At 65.7% G+C, this 14,062-nt stretch carries 14 protein-coding genes and 1 pseudogene; 8 read left to right on the forward strand and 7 right to left on the reverse strand.

Annotated features, from left to right (window positions below; translation table 11 throughout):
• Positions 1-12: 12 nt before the first annotated feature.
• Positions 13-930, reverse strand: a complete 918-nt coding sequence (locus AC3WLF_RS15775) for a LysR family transcriptional regulator (RefSeq protein ID WP_492321062.1) — start codon at positions 928-930, stop codon at positions 13-15.
• A 299-nt stretch (positions 931-1,229) separates the two neighbouring features.
• Positions 1,230-2,281: pseudogene (locus AC3WLF_RS15780) on the reverse strand (RNA-guided endonuclease InsQ/TnpB family protein).
• A gap of 95 nt (positions 2,282-2,376) precedes the next feature.
• Here AC3WLF_RS15780 and AC3WLF_RS15785 point away from each other — a divergent pair.
• Genes AC3WLF_RS15785 through AC3WLF_RS15800 form a run of 4 tightly spaced genes read left to right on the forward strand, consistent with a single transcriptional unit; the run spans position 2,377 to position 5,959 of the window.
• A complete protein-coding gene (locus AC3WLF_RS15785; RefSeq protein ID WP_492358493.1) occupies positions 2,377-3,579 on the forward strand; it encodes a CaiB/BaiF CoA transferase family protein in 1,203 nt (400 codons plus the stop codon).
• 13 nt (positions 3,580-3,592) lie between these two features.
• Complete coding sequence (locus AC3WLF_RS15790) at positions 3,593-4,546, forward strand: hydroxymethylglutaryl-CoA lyase (RefSeq protein ID WP_492358483.1); 954 nt, start codon at positions 3,593-3,595, stop codon at positions 4,544-4,546.
• Between the two features lie 19 nt (positions 4,547-4,565).
• Positions 4,566-4,952 carry a VOC family protein gene (locus AC3WLF_RS15795; protein ID WP_035827066.1) on the forward strand — a complete coding sequence of 129 codons (387 nt, stop codon included), beginning with the start codon at positions 4,566-4,568 and terminating at the stop codon, positions 4,950-4,952.
• 38 nt (positions 4,953-4,990) lie between these two features.
• Positions 4,991-5,959 carry a Bug family tripartite tricarboxylate transporter substrate binding protein gene (locus tag AC3WLF_RS15800; RefSeq protein WP_492321059.1) on the forward strand — a complete coding sequence of 323 codons (969 nt, stop codon included), beginning with the start codon at positions 4,991-4,993 and terminating at the stop codon, positions 5,957-5,959.
• Positions 5,960-6,009: 50 nt separating this feature from the next.
• Here the strand turns inward: AC3WLF_RS15800 and AC3WLF_RS15805 are convergent, their stop codons facing one another.
• Both AC3WLF_RS15805 and AC3WLF_RS15810 read right to left on the reverse strand, forming a co-directional pair.
• A complete protein-coding gene (locus tag AC3WLF_RS15805) occupies positions 6,010-7,164 on the reverse strand; it encodes a glycerate kinase (RefSeq protein WP_492321058.1) in 1,155 nt (384 codons plus the stop codon).
• Between the two features lie 31 nt (positions 7,165-7,195).
• Positions 7,196-8,152 (reverse strand): D-2-hydroxyacid dehydrogenase, encoded by a 957-nt coding sequence (locus tag AC3WLF_RS15810; RefSeq protein WP_492358484.1) that lies wholly within the window; start codon positions 8,150-8,152, stop codon positions 7,196-7,198.
• 353 nt (positions 8,153-8,505) lie between these two features.
• Between AC3WLF_RS15810 and AC3WLF_RS15815 the strand changes: the two genes are divergently transcribed.
• A complete protein-coding gene (locus AC3WLF_RS15815; protein ID WP_492321056.1) occupies positions 8,506-9,216 on the forward strand; it encodes a DUF899 domain-containing protein in 711 nt (236 codons plus the stop codon).
• Between the two features lie 20 nt (positions 9,217-9,236).
• Here the strand turns inward: AC3WLF_RS15815 and AC3WLF_RS15820 are convergent, their stop codons facing one another.
• On the reverse strand, positions 9,237-9,611 hold the full coding sequence (locus AC3WLF_RS15820) for a VOC family protein (RefSeq protein ID WP_492321055.1): 375 nt from the start codon (positions 9,609-9,611) through the stop codon (positions 9,237-9,239).
• A 292-nt stretch (positions 9,612-9,903) separates the two neighbouring features.
• Between AC3WLF_RS15820 and AC3WLF_RS15825 the strand changes: the two genes are divergently transcribed.
• The gene (locus tag AC3WLF_RS15825) at positions 9,904-10,383 is read left to right on the forward strand and encodes an SRPBCC domain-containing protein (RefSeq protein WP_492320726.1); all 480 of its coding nucleotides are present in this window, start codon (positions 9,904-9,906) and stop codon (positions 10,381-10,383) included.
• 35 nt (positions 10,384-10,418) lie between these two features.
• On the opposite strand, the gene AC3WLF_RS15830 is transcribed toward AC3WLF_RS15825, so the two are convergent.
• The gene (locus AC3WLF_RS15830; RefSeq protein WP_436224008.1) at positions 10,419-11,318 is read right to left on the reverse strand and encodes a LysR family transcriptional regulator; all 900 of its coding nucleotides are present in this window, start codon (positions 11,316-11,318) and stop codon (positions 10,419-10,421) included.
• A gap of 144 nt (positions 11,319-11,462) precedes the next feature.
• Here AC3WLF_RS15830 and AC3WLF_RS15835 point away from each other — a divergent pair, with 144 nt between their 5' ends.
• Both AC3WLF_RS15835 and AC3WLF_RS15840 read left to right on the forward strand, forming a co-directional pair.
• Positions 11,463-12,500: a tripartite tricarboxylate transporter substrate binding protein gene (locus AC3WLF_RS15835; protein WP_492320725.1), complete on the forward strand. Its 1,038-nt coding sequence runs from the start codon at positions 11,463-11,465 to the stop codon at positions 12,498-12,500.
• A gap of 42 nt (positions 12,501-12,542) precedes the next feature.
• Complete coding sequence (locus AC3WLF_RS15840) at positions 12,543-13,718, forward strand: M20 aminoacylase family protein (RefSeq protein ID WP_492358485.1); 1,176 nt, start codon at positions 12,543-12,545, stop codon at positions 13,716-13,718.
• A gap of 73 nt (positions 13,719-13,791) precedes the next feature.
• On the opposite strand, the gene AC3WLF_RS15845 is transcribed toward AC3WLF_RS15840, so the two are convergent.
• The gene (locus tag AC3WLF_RS15845) at positions 13,792-14,028 is read right to left on the reverse strand and encodes a hypothetical protein (protein ID WP_492358486.1); all 237 of its coding nucleotides are present in this window, start codon (positions 14,026-14,028) and stop codon (positions 13,792-13,794) included.
• Between the last annotated feature and the right edge of the window lie 34 nt (positions 14,029-14,062).

Genomic DNA, 14,062 nt, shown 5'->3' on the forward strand with positions numbered 1-14,062 from the left:
ACATCCATGCCATCAACGACTCGCGCTGGCAGACCCCGCTGCACGCAGATGCTGCAGCAGCGTCCTTGCCTCCGGCAGGAGACCAGCTTCATCCCTCACGCCCAGCCAGAGAATGCGTGAGGCCCAGGCGTCGGACAGGTAGACGGCATGCAGCCCGGCACCCAGCAGTTCGGGCCGGACCGCGCCATCCGGCAGGACGCCGATGCCCAGGCCGGCCTCGATCATCCGGCAGATCGCATCGAAGCTGCTGACCTGGATCCTCAGCCGCACGACCTTGTCCAGTGCCGATGCAGCGTCGGTCAGGCGCTGCAGCAGCGAGCTGCCCTGGTTGAGGCCGACAAAGTCGTACTCCAGGGTTTCGTCGAAACTCACTTCCGAGCGCCCGGCCAGCGGATGCCCGGCAGGCACCAGGACGACCAGGCGGTCACGCCGATAGACAGACTTCCTGATGTCATAAGCGGGCACGTTGTCGGCGAACACGCCGATATCGGTTTCACCGGACAGCAGCGCCACCACCACGTCCTGGCTCAGGCGCTCCTCCAGGCTGATCCTGATCATCGGCTGCGAAGCCAGGAAGCTTGCCAGGTCGTGCGGAAGGAACTGGATCACGGCTGACGTATTGGCCCAGACCTTGACGTGTCCGCGCACGCCGGTGGCGAAGTCGCTCATCTCGCCCGCCATCTGGTTGACCTTGTCGAGCACCATGCGCGCATGCTGGACCAGCTCATGGCCAGCCGGCGTCAGCTCAAGCCCGCGCCGAACCCGCAGGAACAGCGCGCATCCCACCGTGCGCTCAAGGTCTGCGATCCGTTTGCTCAGGGCCGACAGCGTCATGTGTGACTTGTTCGCCGCCTGCGTCAGCCCGCCGCATTGGGCCACCAGCTGGAAGACGCGCAGGGACTGGAGATCGAAATGGGCAGGATTGATCATCGGATTGCACTGGCGACGCGCGCCGACTGGATTGAAAGTCAGGAAAGGCTAGTAAGCCGCTCGCGCCTTGTCAAACGGCGCGCCGGGCTTCCCGAATCTCGATGCTAGCCTTGATCCGCCTGGGATAGCCGACAAGTGGCGGGTTGTGCCGGTGGTGGTGCCCCCGTACAGCAATATGGACCACCTTTTCCCGTCAGGAAAGGACGGTTGAGAATCCATCGATTACCAGGCAACGGCTTTTGACCCACTATCTCCAGCGCACACACAGCAGGAGCCATCGAGTTGACGTCCTCCCCTGCCTAAAGGCAGGGGATTCCCACACTTGGCGATGCACGTCCGCATCGGAGAATGTTTAACGCAGCATTGGTATCACGGTCATGCACGACACCACATCTACTGCAAGTCCACTCTCTTATTCGCAGTCCTGCGATACCTTTCGGCCGCGTCGTGCTGTCCTTCGAACCGCACGCCGAACAGGACTGGGTAGAACCGCTTTCGTTCACTTCCTCAAACGTAGCTCCGTGCGCAATCGCTTTGTAGCGGAGCTTCTCCCGGAAGGACGACCAGGATGCGTCGTAGACGCTCTTCGCCATCTTAGTTTTGGCGAGTTTCAAAGCCGACACGTTGCCGACCGCGATGTAATCGAAGCGCCGGACGAGCTCGAGCGCAAGCTTGTGCTGGAAGTCGGCGCGGGCATTCGCCACCTTGGCATACAGCTTGGCAATATGCCGCTTGTGCTTTCGCGCACGCTGCGCCTTCGCCAGTCGTTCGGCGGCATGCCGGCCAAAGCGGTCATTGGGGAGCTTCTCGCCGGTCGAGAGCGTCGCGAAGTCCTTCAAACCAAGATCGATGCCGACGCCAGTTTGAATCGGGCGTGCCGGCATATCAGCAACCTCTATCACGATGTTGAGAAACCAGTTCCCGCGCGAATCCTGCGCAAAGTTGGTGCCGTCCCTGATCTTGCCTTCGGGCAACAGGCGACTATTGAACACGCGGAAGGTATGCCCGGCAAAGCGAAACGCCTCGCTCTCTCGCTTCAAATCGCGGCACTTCATGGGCACCCATCCAAGCTCTTCCTACCGCGGTATCGCAAGTAAGGACGGCGATGCTGGCTGCGCGATTTCGCGTACTGCTCGCATGTCGCGTTGACCGTGCCGGAATGAATGCCGAGTTCCTTGCTGCTGCCGGTGGTCAGCACGTTCAGATCGAACCCGCTCGGCCACTTCTTCCCCCATTTGAGCGCGTGCTTCTGCGAGTCATTGCAGAAGTTCCAGACGTAGTTCACCGCGCGGCTCTGCTGATTGAGCAGGCCGTTCAGCGACTTCACCCGGTAGCGATAGACGAGAAGCATGCCGGCCATTCTAATTTGGGATTGCTTGCTGCCGGCAGCACTCCTTTCACTCCCCGCCATGAATGGCGAGGTTTCTCGGAGCAAATCTGATGGAGATGGAAGCAAGCAAGTCAAAGCCTCTTGCCGGCGTACGCGTCCTGGAACTGGGGCAGCTGATCGCGGGGCCGTTTGCCGCGCGCATGCTGGCGGCGTTCGGCGCGGAAGTGATCAAGGTCGAGCCGCCGGGCACGGGCGATCCGCTGCGCAAGTGGCGGCTGTTGCATGAAGGCACCTCGGTCTGGTGGGAGGCACAGTCCCGCGACAAGCAGTCGGTCACGCTGGACCTGCGCACGCCGCAAGGCCAGGAAGTCGTGCGCAAGCTGGCCGCGCAAAGCGACGTGCTGATCGAGAACTTCCGCCCGGGCACGCTGGAAGGCTGGGGCCTGGGCTGGGACAGCCTGCGCGCGGCCAACCCCGGGCTGGTGATGCTGCGCGTGTCCGGCTATGGCCAGACCGGTCCCTATCGCGACCGGCCGGGCTTCGGCGTCATTGGCGAAGCGATGGGCGGCTTGCGCCACCTGAGCGGCGAGCCGGGCCGCACCCCGGTGCGCGTGGGGGTATCGATCGGGGACTCCCTGTCCGCGCTGCACGGTGTGATCGGCATCCTGCTGGCGTTGCGGCACCGGGAGCAGAACGGCGGCCAGGGCCAGGTCGTGGATGTGGCCTTGTACGAGTCGGTGTTCAGCATGATGGAGAGCCTGCTGCCGGAATACTCGGTGTTCGGCGCCGTGCGGCAGGCGGCCGGCAGCAGTCTTCCCGGCATCGCGCCGACCAATGCGTACCGCTGCGCCGACGGCAAGTATGTGCTGATCGCTGGCAATGGCGATGGCATCTTCAGGCGGCTGATGGACATGATCGAGCGCCCCGACCTGCGCGACGACCCTGCCCTGGCCCACAACGACGGCCGGGTCAGCCAGGTCGCGATGCTCGACGCCGCCATTGGCGAATGGGCGGCACAGCGCAGCCTGGAAGCGGCACTCGACGCGCTCAATGGCGCCCGCATCCCCGCGGGCAAGATCTACGACGTCGCCGATATCGCCAGCGATCCGCACTACCGCGCGCGCGACATGATCCTGGACGCGCAATTGCCGGACGGCACCCCCGTCCAGTTGCCCGGCATCGTGCCGAAGCTGAGCGCCACCCCCGGCGCACTGCCCAACCCCGCCCCCGCGCTTGGCCAGCATACCGACGCGGTGCTGGAAGGCCTTGGCATCGGCACGGCGCAGCGCGAGGCATGGCGCGTGGCAGGGATTATCTGACAAGGAGACCGGCATGACTGCCAGGAAGGTTTACATACATGAAGTCGCCACGCGAGACGGCTTCCAGAACGAGGCCCGCTTTGTCGAGACCGATGACAAGGTTGCCCTGATCGACGCGCTGAGCGCGTGCGGCTACGCCAGGATCGAGGTGACTTCCTTCACCTCGCCCAAGGCGATCCCGGCGCTGCGCGACGCGGAAGCGGTGATGCATCGCATCGCGCGGCGCCCGGGTGTGGTCTACACGGTGCTGGTGCCGAATGTGCGCGGCGCCGAGCGCGCGCTTTCCTGCCAGGTCGACGAGGTCAACCTGGTGATGTCGGTCAGCGAAAGCCACAACCGCACCAACCTGCGCATGTCGCGCGAGCAATCGTTTGCCCAGCTTGCCGACGTCATCCGCGTGGTGAAGGAGACGCCGACCGCGATCAACATCTCGCTGTCGACCGCGATGGGTTGCCCGATGGAAGGCGACGTGCCGCTGGAAAACGTGCTGGGCTGGATGCAGCGCTTCGCCGACCTGGGGGCTCACGGCGTGACGCTGTGCGATACCACTGGCATGGCGTTCCCGTCGCAGGTCGCCAGGCTGTGCGAGGCCGCGCGGCGGCAGTTCCCCAGCCTGGCGCTGACCCTGCATTTCCACAATACCCGGGGCCTGGCGCTGGCCAACACGCTCGCCGCGCTGGAGCAGGGCATCGACCGCTTCGACGCTTCGCTGGGCGGCCTCGGTGGCTGTCCGTATGCGCCGGGCGCGACCGGCAATGTCTGCACCGAAGAACTCGTCCATATGCTTGAACTGGACGGCTATGACACCGGCGTCGACCTGGCAGCCATCCTGGATGCCGCCGCGCGCCTGCGGGGCCTGATCGGCCATGACGTCCCAAGCCAGCTGCTGAAGGCCGGCCGCCGCCTCGACCTGCATCCGATGCCGGCCGCCGACGCGATCCCCGAACAGCGGGCCTTCCAGCCCTGACATCTACCTGGAAACCATCATGTCCCTGATCGACCATCTTGACCATCTGGTGCTCACCTGTGTTGACCTCGAAGCCACGCGGCACTTCTACACCGAAGTCATGCAGATGCAGCCTGAAACCTTCGGCAACGGTCGCCTGGCCTTCCGCTTCGGCAACCAGAAGATCAACCTCCACCAGCGCGGCGCCGAGTTCGAGCCCAAGGCACACCTGCCCGTTCCCGGCGCACTCGATCTTTGCTTTATCGCTTCGGTCCCGCTCGACGACGTCATCGCCCATCTTCAGCGATGCCAGTGGCCGATTGTCGAAGGACCGGTGGCACGCACCGGCGCCACGCAGAAGATCCGCTCGGTCTACGTGCGCGATCCGGACCTGAACCTGATCGAGATATCAGAACTGGTCGACTGAAGATCGGCCAACCCGACAAAACGACGGAGGAGACACCCATGAAACGCATGACGATCGCCGCGGCCGCCCTGGCGGCCCTGGCTGCGGCCGCCCCGGCCCACAGCACCAACGCCTATCCCACCAAGCCGGTCACCCTGGTGGTGCCCAGCGCACCGGCCGGATCCACCGATATCGTTGCCCGCCTGGTCGGCGAACAACTGCAGGCCGCGCTTGGCCAGCCCGTGGTGGTGGACAACAAGCCCGGCGCCAGCGGCAATATCGGCACCGAAGCCGTGGCGCGGGCGGCGCCGGACGGCTATACGCTGCTGCTCCAGTATTCCGGCTACCACGTCGGCAATCCGGCGCTGTTCCCGCAGATCCGCTGGAAGCCGTCCAGCTTCGTCCCGGTGGCGCTGGTCATGCGCGCGCCGCACGTCATCGCCGTCAGCGGCAAGCTGCCCGCGACATCGATAGCCGAACTGGTCGCCTACGGCAAAAGCAATGGCAAGGGCCTGTTCTATGCCTCGTCCGGCAATGGCTCGATCCAGCATATCGCCGGCGAGATGCTGGCGCGGCAGACCAAAGTGCCGATGACGCACGTACCGTACAAGGGCGCCGGGCCCGTGGTCACCGACCTGATCAGCGGGCAGGTCGACATGTTCATCACGACCCCGCCGAGCGTGATCGGGCATGTGCAGGCGGGCAAGATCAAGGCGCTTGCCTATGCCGGACCGAAGCGCCATCCCTCCATGCCCAATGTGCCGACCACCGCGGAGGCTGGGCTGCCAGGGTATGAGGTGGAATCCTGGTTTGCACTGTTTGCACCGGCGAATACACCGCCGGCCATCGTCGAGCGCTTGTCCCAGGAGGTGAAAAAGATCGTGGCCAGCGACACCTACAGGAAGAAGATCGAGGAACAAGGTGCCTTCGCTGCCTACATGGGGCCGCAGGAACTGGGCAAGTTCGTCGATCAGGAACTGGCGTCCTGGTCGCGTGTGGTCAAGACATCGAATATTCGCGCGGACTAAGTATCTTCGATGCGTGGAAGGTCTCCCCGGGGTGGGGAGACCCTTTTTTTCTATACGCCCAGGCGATTTTCCTGCCGGCCGGCGGCGACATACAGGCGCGCAAGCTGGCATGCAGCATCCTCAAGCAATGCCGCCGCATGCTCCATCGCAAAGCCGATCGATACCGGCCCCTGCTGAATCGAGATGCATCCGTCGAAGGCTTCGGCCAGTCCGGCATCGGGCTCGACGGCGCCAGAGAGCAGCGTCACCGGCACACCAGCCTGGCGCGCCATGCGCGCGATCATGGCAGGACCTTTCCCCATCATGGTCTGCGCATCGGACCGTCCCTCGCCGGTAATGACCCAATCGAAGGCGCCGAGCCCTGCACCGAGGCCGGCGGCACCCAGCACAAAGGCCGCGCCGGGAACGATCTCGGCGCCGAGCAGGCGCAACGCAAAGCCGATGCCGCCGGCGGCGCCGCTGCCTTGCGCATCGGCAACATCCAGCCCGACGACGGCCGCGCATCGCTTTGCGAACCGTTCCAGCCGGGCATCCGCAGCGGCCAGGTCTTGCACGCCCTTCTGCGGGCCGAAGACAAAGGTCGCGCCGTTTGGCCCGCAGAGCGGATTGTTGACGTCGGACAGGCCCAGCAGCCGGACCCGGCCAAGCTGCGCAGGCTGCTGATACGTTGCGGCGCAGATCGCGTCCAGCGTATCCAGGGTTGGCCACAATGCGTTGCCCTGCGCATCGGTAAAGCGAAAGCCGGTTTCCGCCAGCAGGCCGGCACCTGCGTCATTGGTGGAAGATCCGCCCAGCCCGATCGCGATGGTATCGACACTGCGCTCAGCGAGCGCGCGGATGACATGGCCGATGCCCCTGGTCGTGCGTTGCCCCGGCGCCAGCAGGGCGTGCGGAAGGCCGACGATTTCAGCCACCTCGACGATCGCGAGCTCGCCAAACTCCTGCGTGCGGCCGCGGAAGTACCGCACCGGCTTTGGCACGCCATTGGCATCGGTGGCAACCACCGCTTCCCACACGCCCGCAAGCGTGGCCGCCAGGACTTCTGCGGTACCTTCGCCGCCATCGGCAATCGGTGCCACGGTGACATCCGCACCAGGCACCGCACGCCGGATGCCGGCGCGGATGCGATCCGCCACCTCGGTCGCACTGAGGCTGCCTTTGAACGAGTCAGGTGCAACCAGCACCTTGAGTCCTGCTGCTTTCATTGTCGGCACCATCCTTCGTCCGGCGGGCACGTCATGCGGCCACCACGTTCCTGGGCGCGCCTTGCGCGAAGGCGCAGATATTGTCGATAAGCTGGTCGGCCAGGCCTTGCACGGCCTCGTCGCTGGCCCATGCAACGTGCGGGGTCAGGATGAAGTTCGGCGCATCCTTCAACTGATGGAACGGGTGTTCCGCGCCGGGCGGTTCCTGCGTCGCAACGTCGAAGCCTGCCCCCGCCACCTTTCCGGATTGCAGCGCTTCCACCAGCGCCGCTTCGTTGACCAGCCCGCCTCGGGCAGTGTTGATCAGCAACGGGCGCCGTTCCATCTTCAAGAACGCCGCGGTGTCGATCAGGTTGCGTGTCTGCGCCACCAGCGGGCAATGCAAGGTGATGATGTCGCTGCGGCGCAGCACCTCGTCGAAAGGCGTGTAGAGCGGGCCCATGCCCTCGCGTCCCTTGTGGGCCGCAAACAGCGGCTGCATGCCCAGCGCACTCGCCATCCTGGCCACCGACTGGCCGAGCACGCCGTCGCCGACGATGCCAAGCACCGACCCGTGCAAGTCCTTGATCGGGTAGTCGAAGAAGCAGAAGGATCCGGATTCCTGCCAGCGGCCGCGCCGGACCGCATCGTGGTAGGCGGCCAGGCTTCGCCGCAGCGCGAAGATCAGGGCAAAGGTATGTTCCGGCACCGTATGGACGGCATAGTTGCGGATATTGGAGACGACGATGCCGCGGGCGGCACAGGCTTGCAGGTCGACAACATCGGTGCCGGTCGCCGCAATGGCGATGAGCTTCAGGTTCGTTGCCTGCTCAAGCTGGCGGGCATCCAGATTCACCTTGTTGGTGATGACCACGTCCGCGGCGGCGATGCGCGCGGCGACGTCCTCGTCAGCCGTTTCCCCGTAGAGTTCAAGCTCATGCGGGAACGGCAGCGCTCGCAGCGTGGTCTGCGGCGAGATGGTGGAACGGTCCAGGAATACGATCTTCATTGCATGACTTCCAGGTTTGCGGGCCGCCCGCGGCGTGCCGATGTGAGGCACGGCTCATCGCACTGGCGCGTAGGGACGGGCTGCGGTCGAGGGGCGGCAGGCATCTGCCGCATTGCTGCGCCACAGACATGATGAGGGGAAGGCGGGCCAGGCTGGAATCGCGGCTTTCTCCACCTTCCTTTCTCAAATGGAAAGGCAATGGCCACGCCACGGGCAGCATCGGGCCTGCATGGCGCGGAACATTTCGGCCCGGGCTGACACGAACTACGAGAGGGCCGCGGAAACGCCGACGCAGCGCGACGGCATCACATTCCCCGGCCATTCGCGGTATCTATCCTGGCAGGAGGACCGACATGAACACCACTGCAAGACTCATTCCCTCAACCGAGTTGGCGCAACAAAACCCCGTCCGGTTTCCCAATGAAAGCGCGGAGTACCGCAAGGCGCGCAATGCGCTGCTCGCGGAGGAAATCGAGCTGCGGCGCCACATCGAGCGCGTGGCCGAACAGCGCCGCGGCCTGCCCGCGGGCGGCGAGGTGACAAAGCGCTATACCTTCCAGGGAGAAGGCGGTCCGGTCACGCTGGCCGAACTGTTCGGCGACAAGGACACCCTGGTCATCTACAGCTATATGTTCGGACCGCAGCGGGAACAGCCTTGCCCCATGTGCACGTCAGTGATGGCGTCGTGGGATCACAAGGTTCCGGACATCGAGCAGCGCGTGGCGCTGGCGATGATCGCCCGCTCGCCCATCGAGCGCCTGGTCGCCGCCAAGAAGGCGCGGGGCTGGACCAAGCTGAAGGTCTATGCGGACGTCGACGGCGATTTCACCCGCGACTATGTCAGCCCCGAGGATGCCGACGTTCCGGGCTACTCGGTGTTTACGCGCCGGGACGGCAAGATCCGCCATTTCTGGAGCAGCGAGATGTATGCCCTCTCGGTCGACCCGGGTCAGGACCCGCGCGGTGCGCCGGACCTGGATCCGCTGTGGACCCTGCTGGACACCACGCCGGAAGGCCGGGGGGCGGATTGGTATCCGGAGCTGGAATACCCCGAGGGGAAATGATCGTCCCTCTGATGGCAGGGTCAGGCCTCGGGTTGGTGGCAAACCACTTCAATGTTGTGCCCGTCCGGACCAATGACGAACGCTGCGTAGTAGTTGGCGTGGTAGTGCGGCCGCAGACCAGGCGCCCCATTGTCTTTGGCACCCGCCTCCAGGGCCGCGCGATGGAAAGCTTCGACTTGCCGGCGATTCTCGGCAGTGAACGCCAGGTGCAGATGCGCCGGCTTTTCCTCGGTCTGGAACAGGCACAATGAAGCCTTGCCCTTTGGGCAAAGCTCGACACCGTACACCGGCGGCCCCTCCGAGGCAACCGCTACGCCGAGCGGTTCGAGTGCCTTGAGGAAGAACGCCTTGCTCGCTGCATAGTCGCTGACTCCGAATTTGACGTGGTCAAACATGGGTTCTCCTGAAGTGTGTGGGCCCTGCGCGCGGCCCGACCCCAGAGTTTGACGATGAACCAAAAAAAATGCCAGCCATCCCGGATGGCCGGCACCAAGCTCACAGCAGTTGGAGACTGAGACCCCGCCGCGCGTCGCCGCCGCCGGACAGCGCGCTCGGGGCAAGCCTCAATCTGCCTGACCTCGACAACATCGCCTTCGTCCACCCGGACTCGTCCGTTCGGGGTATGCGAACCGCAGTCACACGGCTCTAGTGTGTCCCTTCCCAATGACTTTCATGAAGGAGGGGCCGATGGCCAAAGCAGAGAATCTCGTGACGTCGATCCAGGTGGAGATCGACGCGCCGGTAGCGCTGGTGTGGGAAGTGCTGACCGACTTTGCGCGCTACGCGGAATGGAATGCGTTCTGCCCTGGGCTGGAGACCACCGGCCGGCTCGGCGACATGGTGTACATGCAGGTGCGCATCCCCGGCACTGACCAGGTCATCCCGGTCAACGAGTACCTGGTGGCGTGGGAGCCGGAACGCCTGCTCTCGTGGGAGCAGCGCCCCACCGACGAGAACAAGGATGCCGCCCGGCGCGACCAGTACCTGGAAGCCATCGGGCCCGGGCGCACCCGCTACTTCACCACTGACCTGTTCCTTGGACTGAATGCGGAGACCATCATGCGCGAGCACGGTGCCTGGGTGAAGCAGGGGTTCGACCAGGTGGCACGCGACGTCAAGGCGCGCGCGGAAGCGCTGAATGCGCAACGGCAGGCTGGCCTGCGCTGAGCGGTCATTGCCTGTACGCGTGGGCGGGAGCGCCGCTACTCCCGCATCCTCTCCGCCATGAATGCCCGCAGCATCTCCATTGCGGGCGTCTCGGTCCGTCCCTGCAAGGTGATCAGCGCGAACTGCGCGCTGGTGTGCAAGGGCGGCGTCAATGCCAGCTCCACCAGTTCCCCGCTTGCCATGGGCTCGCGCGCGGCGGCGATGATGCCGAGGAACACCGCATCGGTGATGCGGGCGGCTTCCACCAGGCTGGAGATCTCCTCGCAGCGCAGCGTGACCATCTGGTCGGGATGCGCGCGTGGCCCGAAGTGGGCGATCAGGATGCGCGCCACCTCGTCCGACAGGGGGCTGGAAGCGATCGGATAGGCCAGCAGATCGTCGAAGCTCACGCGGCGCAGCTTGCACAACGGATGGCCGCTGCGGCACATGAAGCCGGCGCGCAGGTCCGGCAGCCGCTCCACGCGCAGGTCGGGGCCCGGCACTAGCGAGCGCAGATCGATGACCACGCCGTCAAGCGCGCGGGCGCGTAGCTGCTGAAGCTGCAGATTGGTCGCGCCGCGCGAAATGGTCAGCCTGACCCTGGGATGGTGCCTGGCCATATGCACCAGCAACGGCGTCATCAGCATGGCGCCCGGCCCGGATCCCAGGCCGATGCGCAGCGTGCCCGCCTGGCCGGCCTGCAACGCCAGCGCGCTCTGCCTGAGCTCGCCAGCCTCGAAGGCGATGCGCCGTGCCCTTTCCAGCGCCAGCTGCCCGAACGGCGTCAGTTCGTTGCGCTTGCCGATGCGGTCTACCAGTGGCATGCCCAGCTCCGCTTCCAGGGCCTGGATGCTGCGGCTGAGTGCCGGCTGCGTCAGATGCAGCCGCGCGGCGGCCTGGCTGAACGAGCCGGTCTCCGCCAACGCGATCAGGTGCTTGAGCTGAATCAGGTTCATCGCCGTCCTCGCATGCAATCTTGTAATGATAATGAGAAAAATGATGCATTGGACATCAGGTTGCCACCTTCCTAACATGGCTGCCAGCCGTGCGTCCCGCCGGGGCAACAAGACAGACGCGGCATCCATGATCAGGAGACGACGATGACCCTCACACAATGCCTGCGCCGCCCGCTGACGAGGCTGACTGGCGGCCTGCTTGCCGCCGTGCTGGCCAGCCCGATCTGCGCCGGCGCGGCCGGCGCGACCGCAGCCGCGGGGGCGACCGGGGCGTCCTATCCCGCCAAGCCGATCGCACTGATGGTGCCCTATCCCGCCGGCGGCGCCTCCGACGCCATCGCCCGCGTGCTGAGCCAGCCCGTCGGCAAGCAGCTCGGCCAGACCGTGCTGGTGGAGAACCTGGGCGGCGTCAGCGGCGCCATCGGCGCGCAAAAGGTGCTGTCGGCGCCGGGCGACGGCTACTACCTGTTCCAGGGCTCTCCCAACGAAGTGATCCTGTCTCCGCTGGCCAATGCCGCGGTCAAGCTGCAGGCGGAGGACTTCCAGCTGGTGCAGCCGATTTCCACCGCGGTGCTGGCACTGATCGCACGCAAGGACCTGGAAGCCAACTCCGCGGACGAACTGATCGCCCTGGCGCGCAGCCGCAAGGACAAGCCGCTGTCTTACGGCAGCGTGGGAGTGGGCTCGCTGTACCACATCCTGGTCGAGCACATGCAGCAGCTCACCGGCACCAGGATGACCCACGTCCCTTACAAGGGCGCGGCGCCGCTGGTACAGGACCTCGGCGGCGGCCAGCTCGACTTCGCCATCGTGCCGTTCAACGCCGCGCTCGGCGCGATGGCCCAGCAGGGACGGCTGAAACTGCTGGCCACCGCGGGCGCCACCCGGGCGCCGCTGTTGCCCAATGTGCCCACCATCGGCGAAGGCAAGCTGCTGAAGAACTTCGCCTTCACGATCTGGACCGGCTTCATGGTGAAGAAGGGAACCCCGCCCGAGGTGGTGCAGCGCCTGAACCTGGCGCTCGGCAATGTCCTCAAGGATCCCGGCGTGCGCGCCGGGCTGGAAGCCCAGATGCAGACCGTGGCCACGCCGATGACGCTGCAGGAGGCGGCCCGCTTCTACGAAGGCGAGACGGCGCGCTACCGCGGCCTGGCCAAGGCCATCGGGCTGCAGCCGCAATGACACAACGCCAATGCCATCGCATATAGAGAGGAGAGAAATCCCATGCACGCCATCCTGGAATCGCTGCGCTCCCGCGCGGACAAGTTCGTTGCGCTGCGCCGCGACATTCACCAGCATCCGGAACTTGGCTTCCAGGAGCACCGCACCAGCGACGCTGTGGCCGAGCGCCTCGCCCAATGGGGCTACGACGTGGAGCGCGGGCTGGGCGGCACCGGCGTGGTGGGCAGGCTGCGGCGCGGCAGCGGCACGCGCCGGCTCGGCCTGCGCGCCGACATGGACGCCCTGCCGATCGGCGAGGCGACCGGCCTGCCCTACTCCAGCAGCCATGCCGGCGTCATGCATGCCTGCGGGCACGATGGGCACACCGCCATGCTGCTTTGCGCCGCGGAATACCTGGCGCAGGAAGCGCAGTTCTCCGGCACGCTAAACCTGATTTTCCAGCCGGCCGAGGAAGGCATGGGCGGCGCCGTGCGCATGATCCAGGACGAGCTGTTCGAGAAGTATCCCTGCGACGCCGTCTTCGCCATGCACAATATGCCTGGCATCACGCAGGGACGGCTGGTGCTGCGCGACGGTCCCACCATGGCTTCGTCGGACTACGCCACCGTCACGGTCAGAGGCGTGGGCGGCCACGGCGCGCTGCCGCACCGGGCAGCCGATCCGCTGGTGGCCGCCGCCGGCATCGTGCTGGCCCTGCAGACCGTGGTCTCGCGCAACGTCGACCCGCTGCAGATGGCGGTGGTAACGGTCGGCGCCATGCATGCCGGCAAGGCCAACAACGTGATCCCGCAGGAAGCCACGCTGGAAATCAGCGTGCGGGCGCTCGACCGCGACGTGCGTGCCACCCTGGAGCGGCGCATCAAGGCCCTGGTGCAGGCCCAGGCGGAAAGCTACGGCGTGCGCGCCGAGATCGATTACCGGCAAGGCTATGCGGTGCTCGTCAACACTCCGGAAGAGACGGAATTCGCGCGCCAGACGGCGCTCGCCTTGCTTGGGCCGGACAAGGTCGTGCCGCAAGGCCCGGCGCTGCCCGGCAGCGAGGACTTCGCCTTCATGCTGGAGCGCTGCCCCGGCAGCTATCTGCTGATCGGCAACGGCGATGGAGACAGTGCAGGCGCCTGCATGGTGCACAACCCCGGCTACGACTTCAACGACGACAACGTCGCCATCGGCGCGGCCTATTGGGCGCTGCTGACGCAACGCTTCCTGATCGACTGAGGTCGCAGATCGCTATTTCGGCGATTAGGGACTGGCCCGTCGATCGACCTGCATAGGCAGGTCGATCGACAGGTCAATGCGGAGGTCTCTGGCTTAGCACCACCAACGCCGCGGTGCCGCGGCTGCGCACGCAGGCGTCATTGCAGTGGTCTTGCGCCACGTCGGCGGAGGCCACGCTGACAGCGGGCATCTCGTCCTGGCTGCCATGCGCGGTGGCAAGGTCGCCGCCCACGGCAATCGCCCAGGCCGCGCCCATCGCGGCGCCGGCCCCGGCCAGGCCCGCCGCCCAACGAAATCCGAGCCGCTTCATGCTGTCTCCTCCGCACCCTTGCTGGGTTTCCATG

It is taken from the genome of Cupriavidus sp. FW306-01-F10A (genome assembly GCF_058782785.1).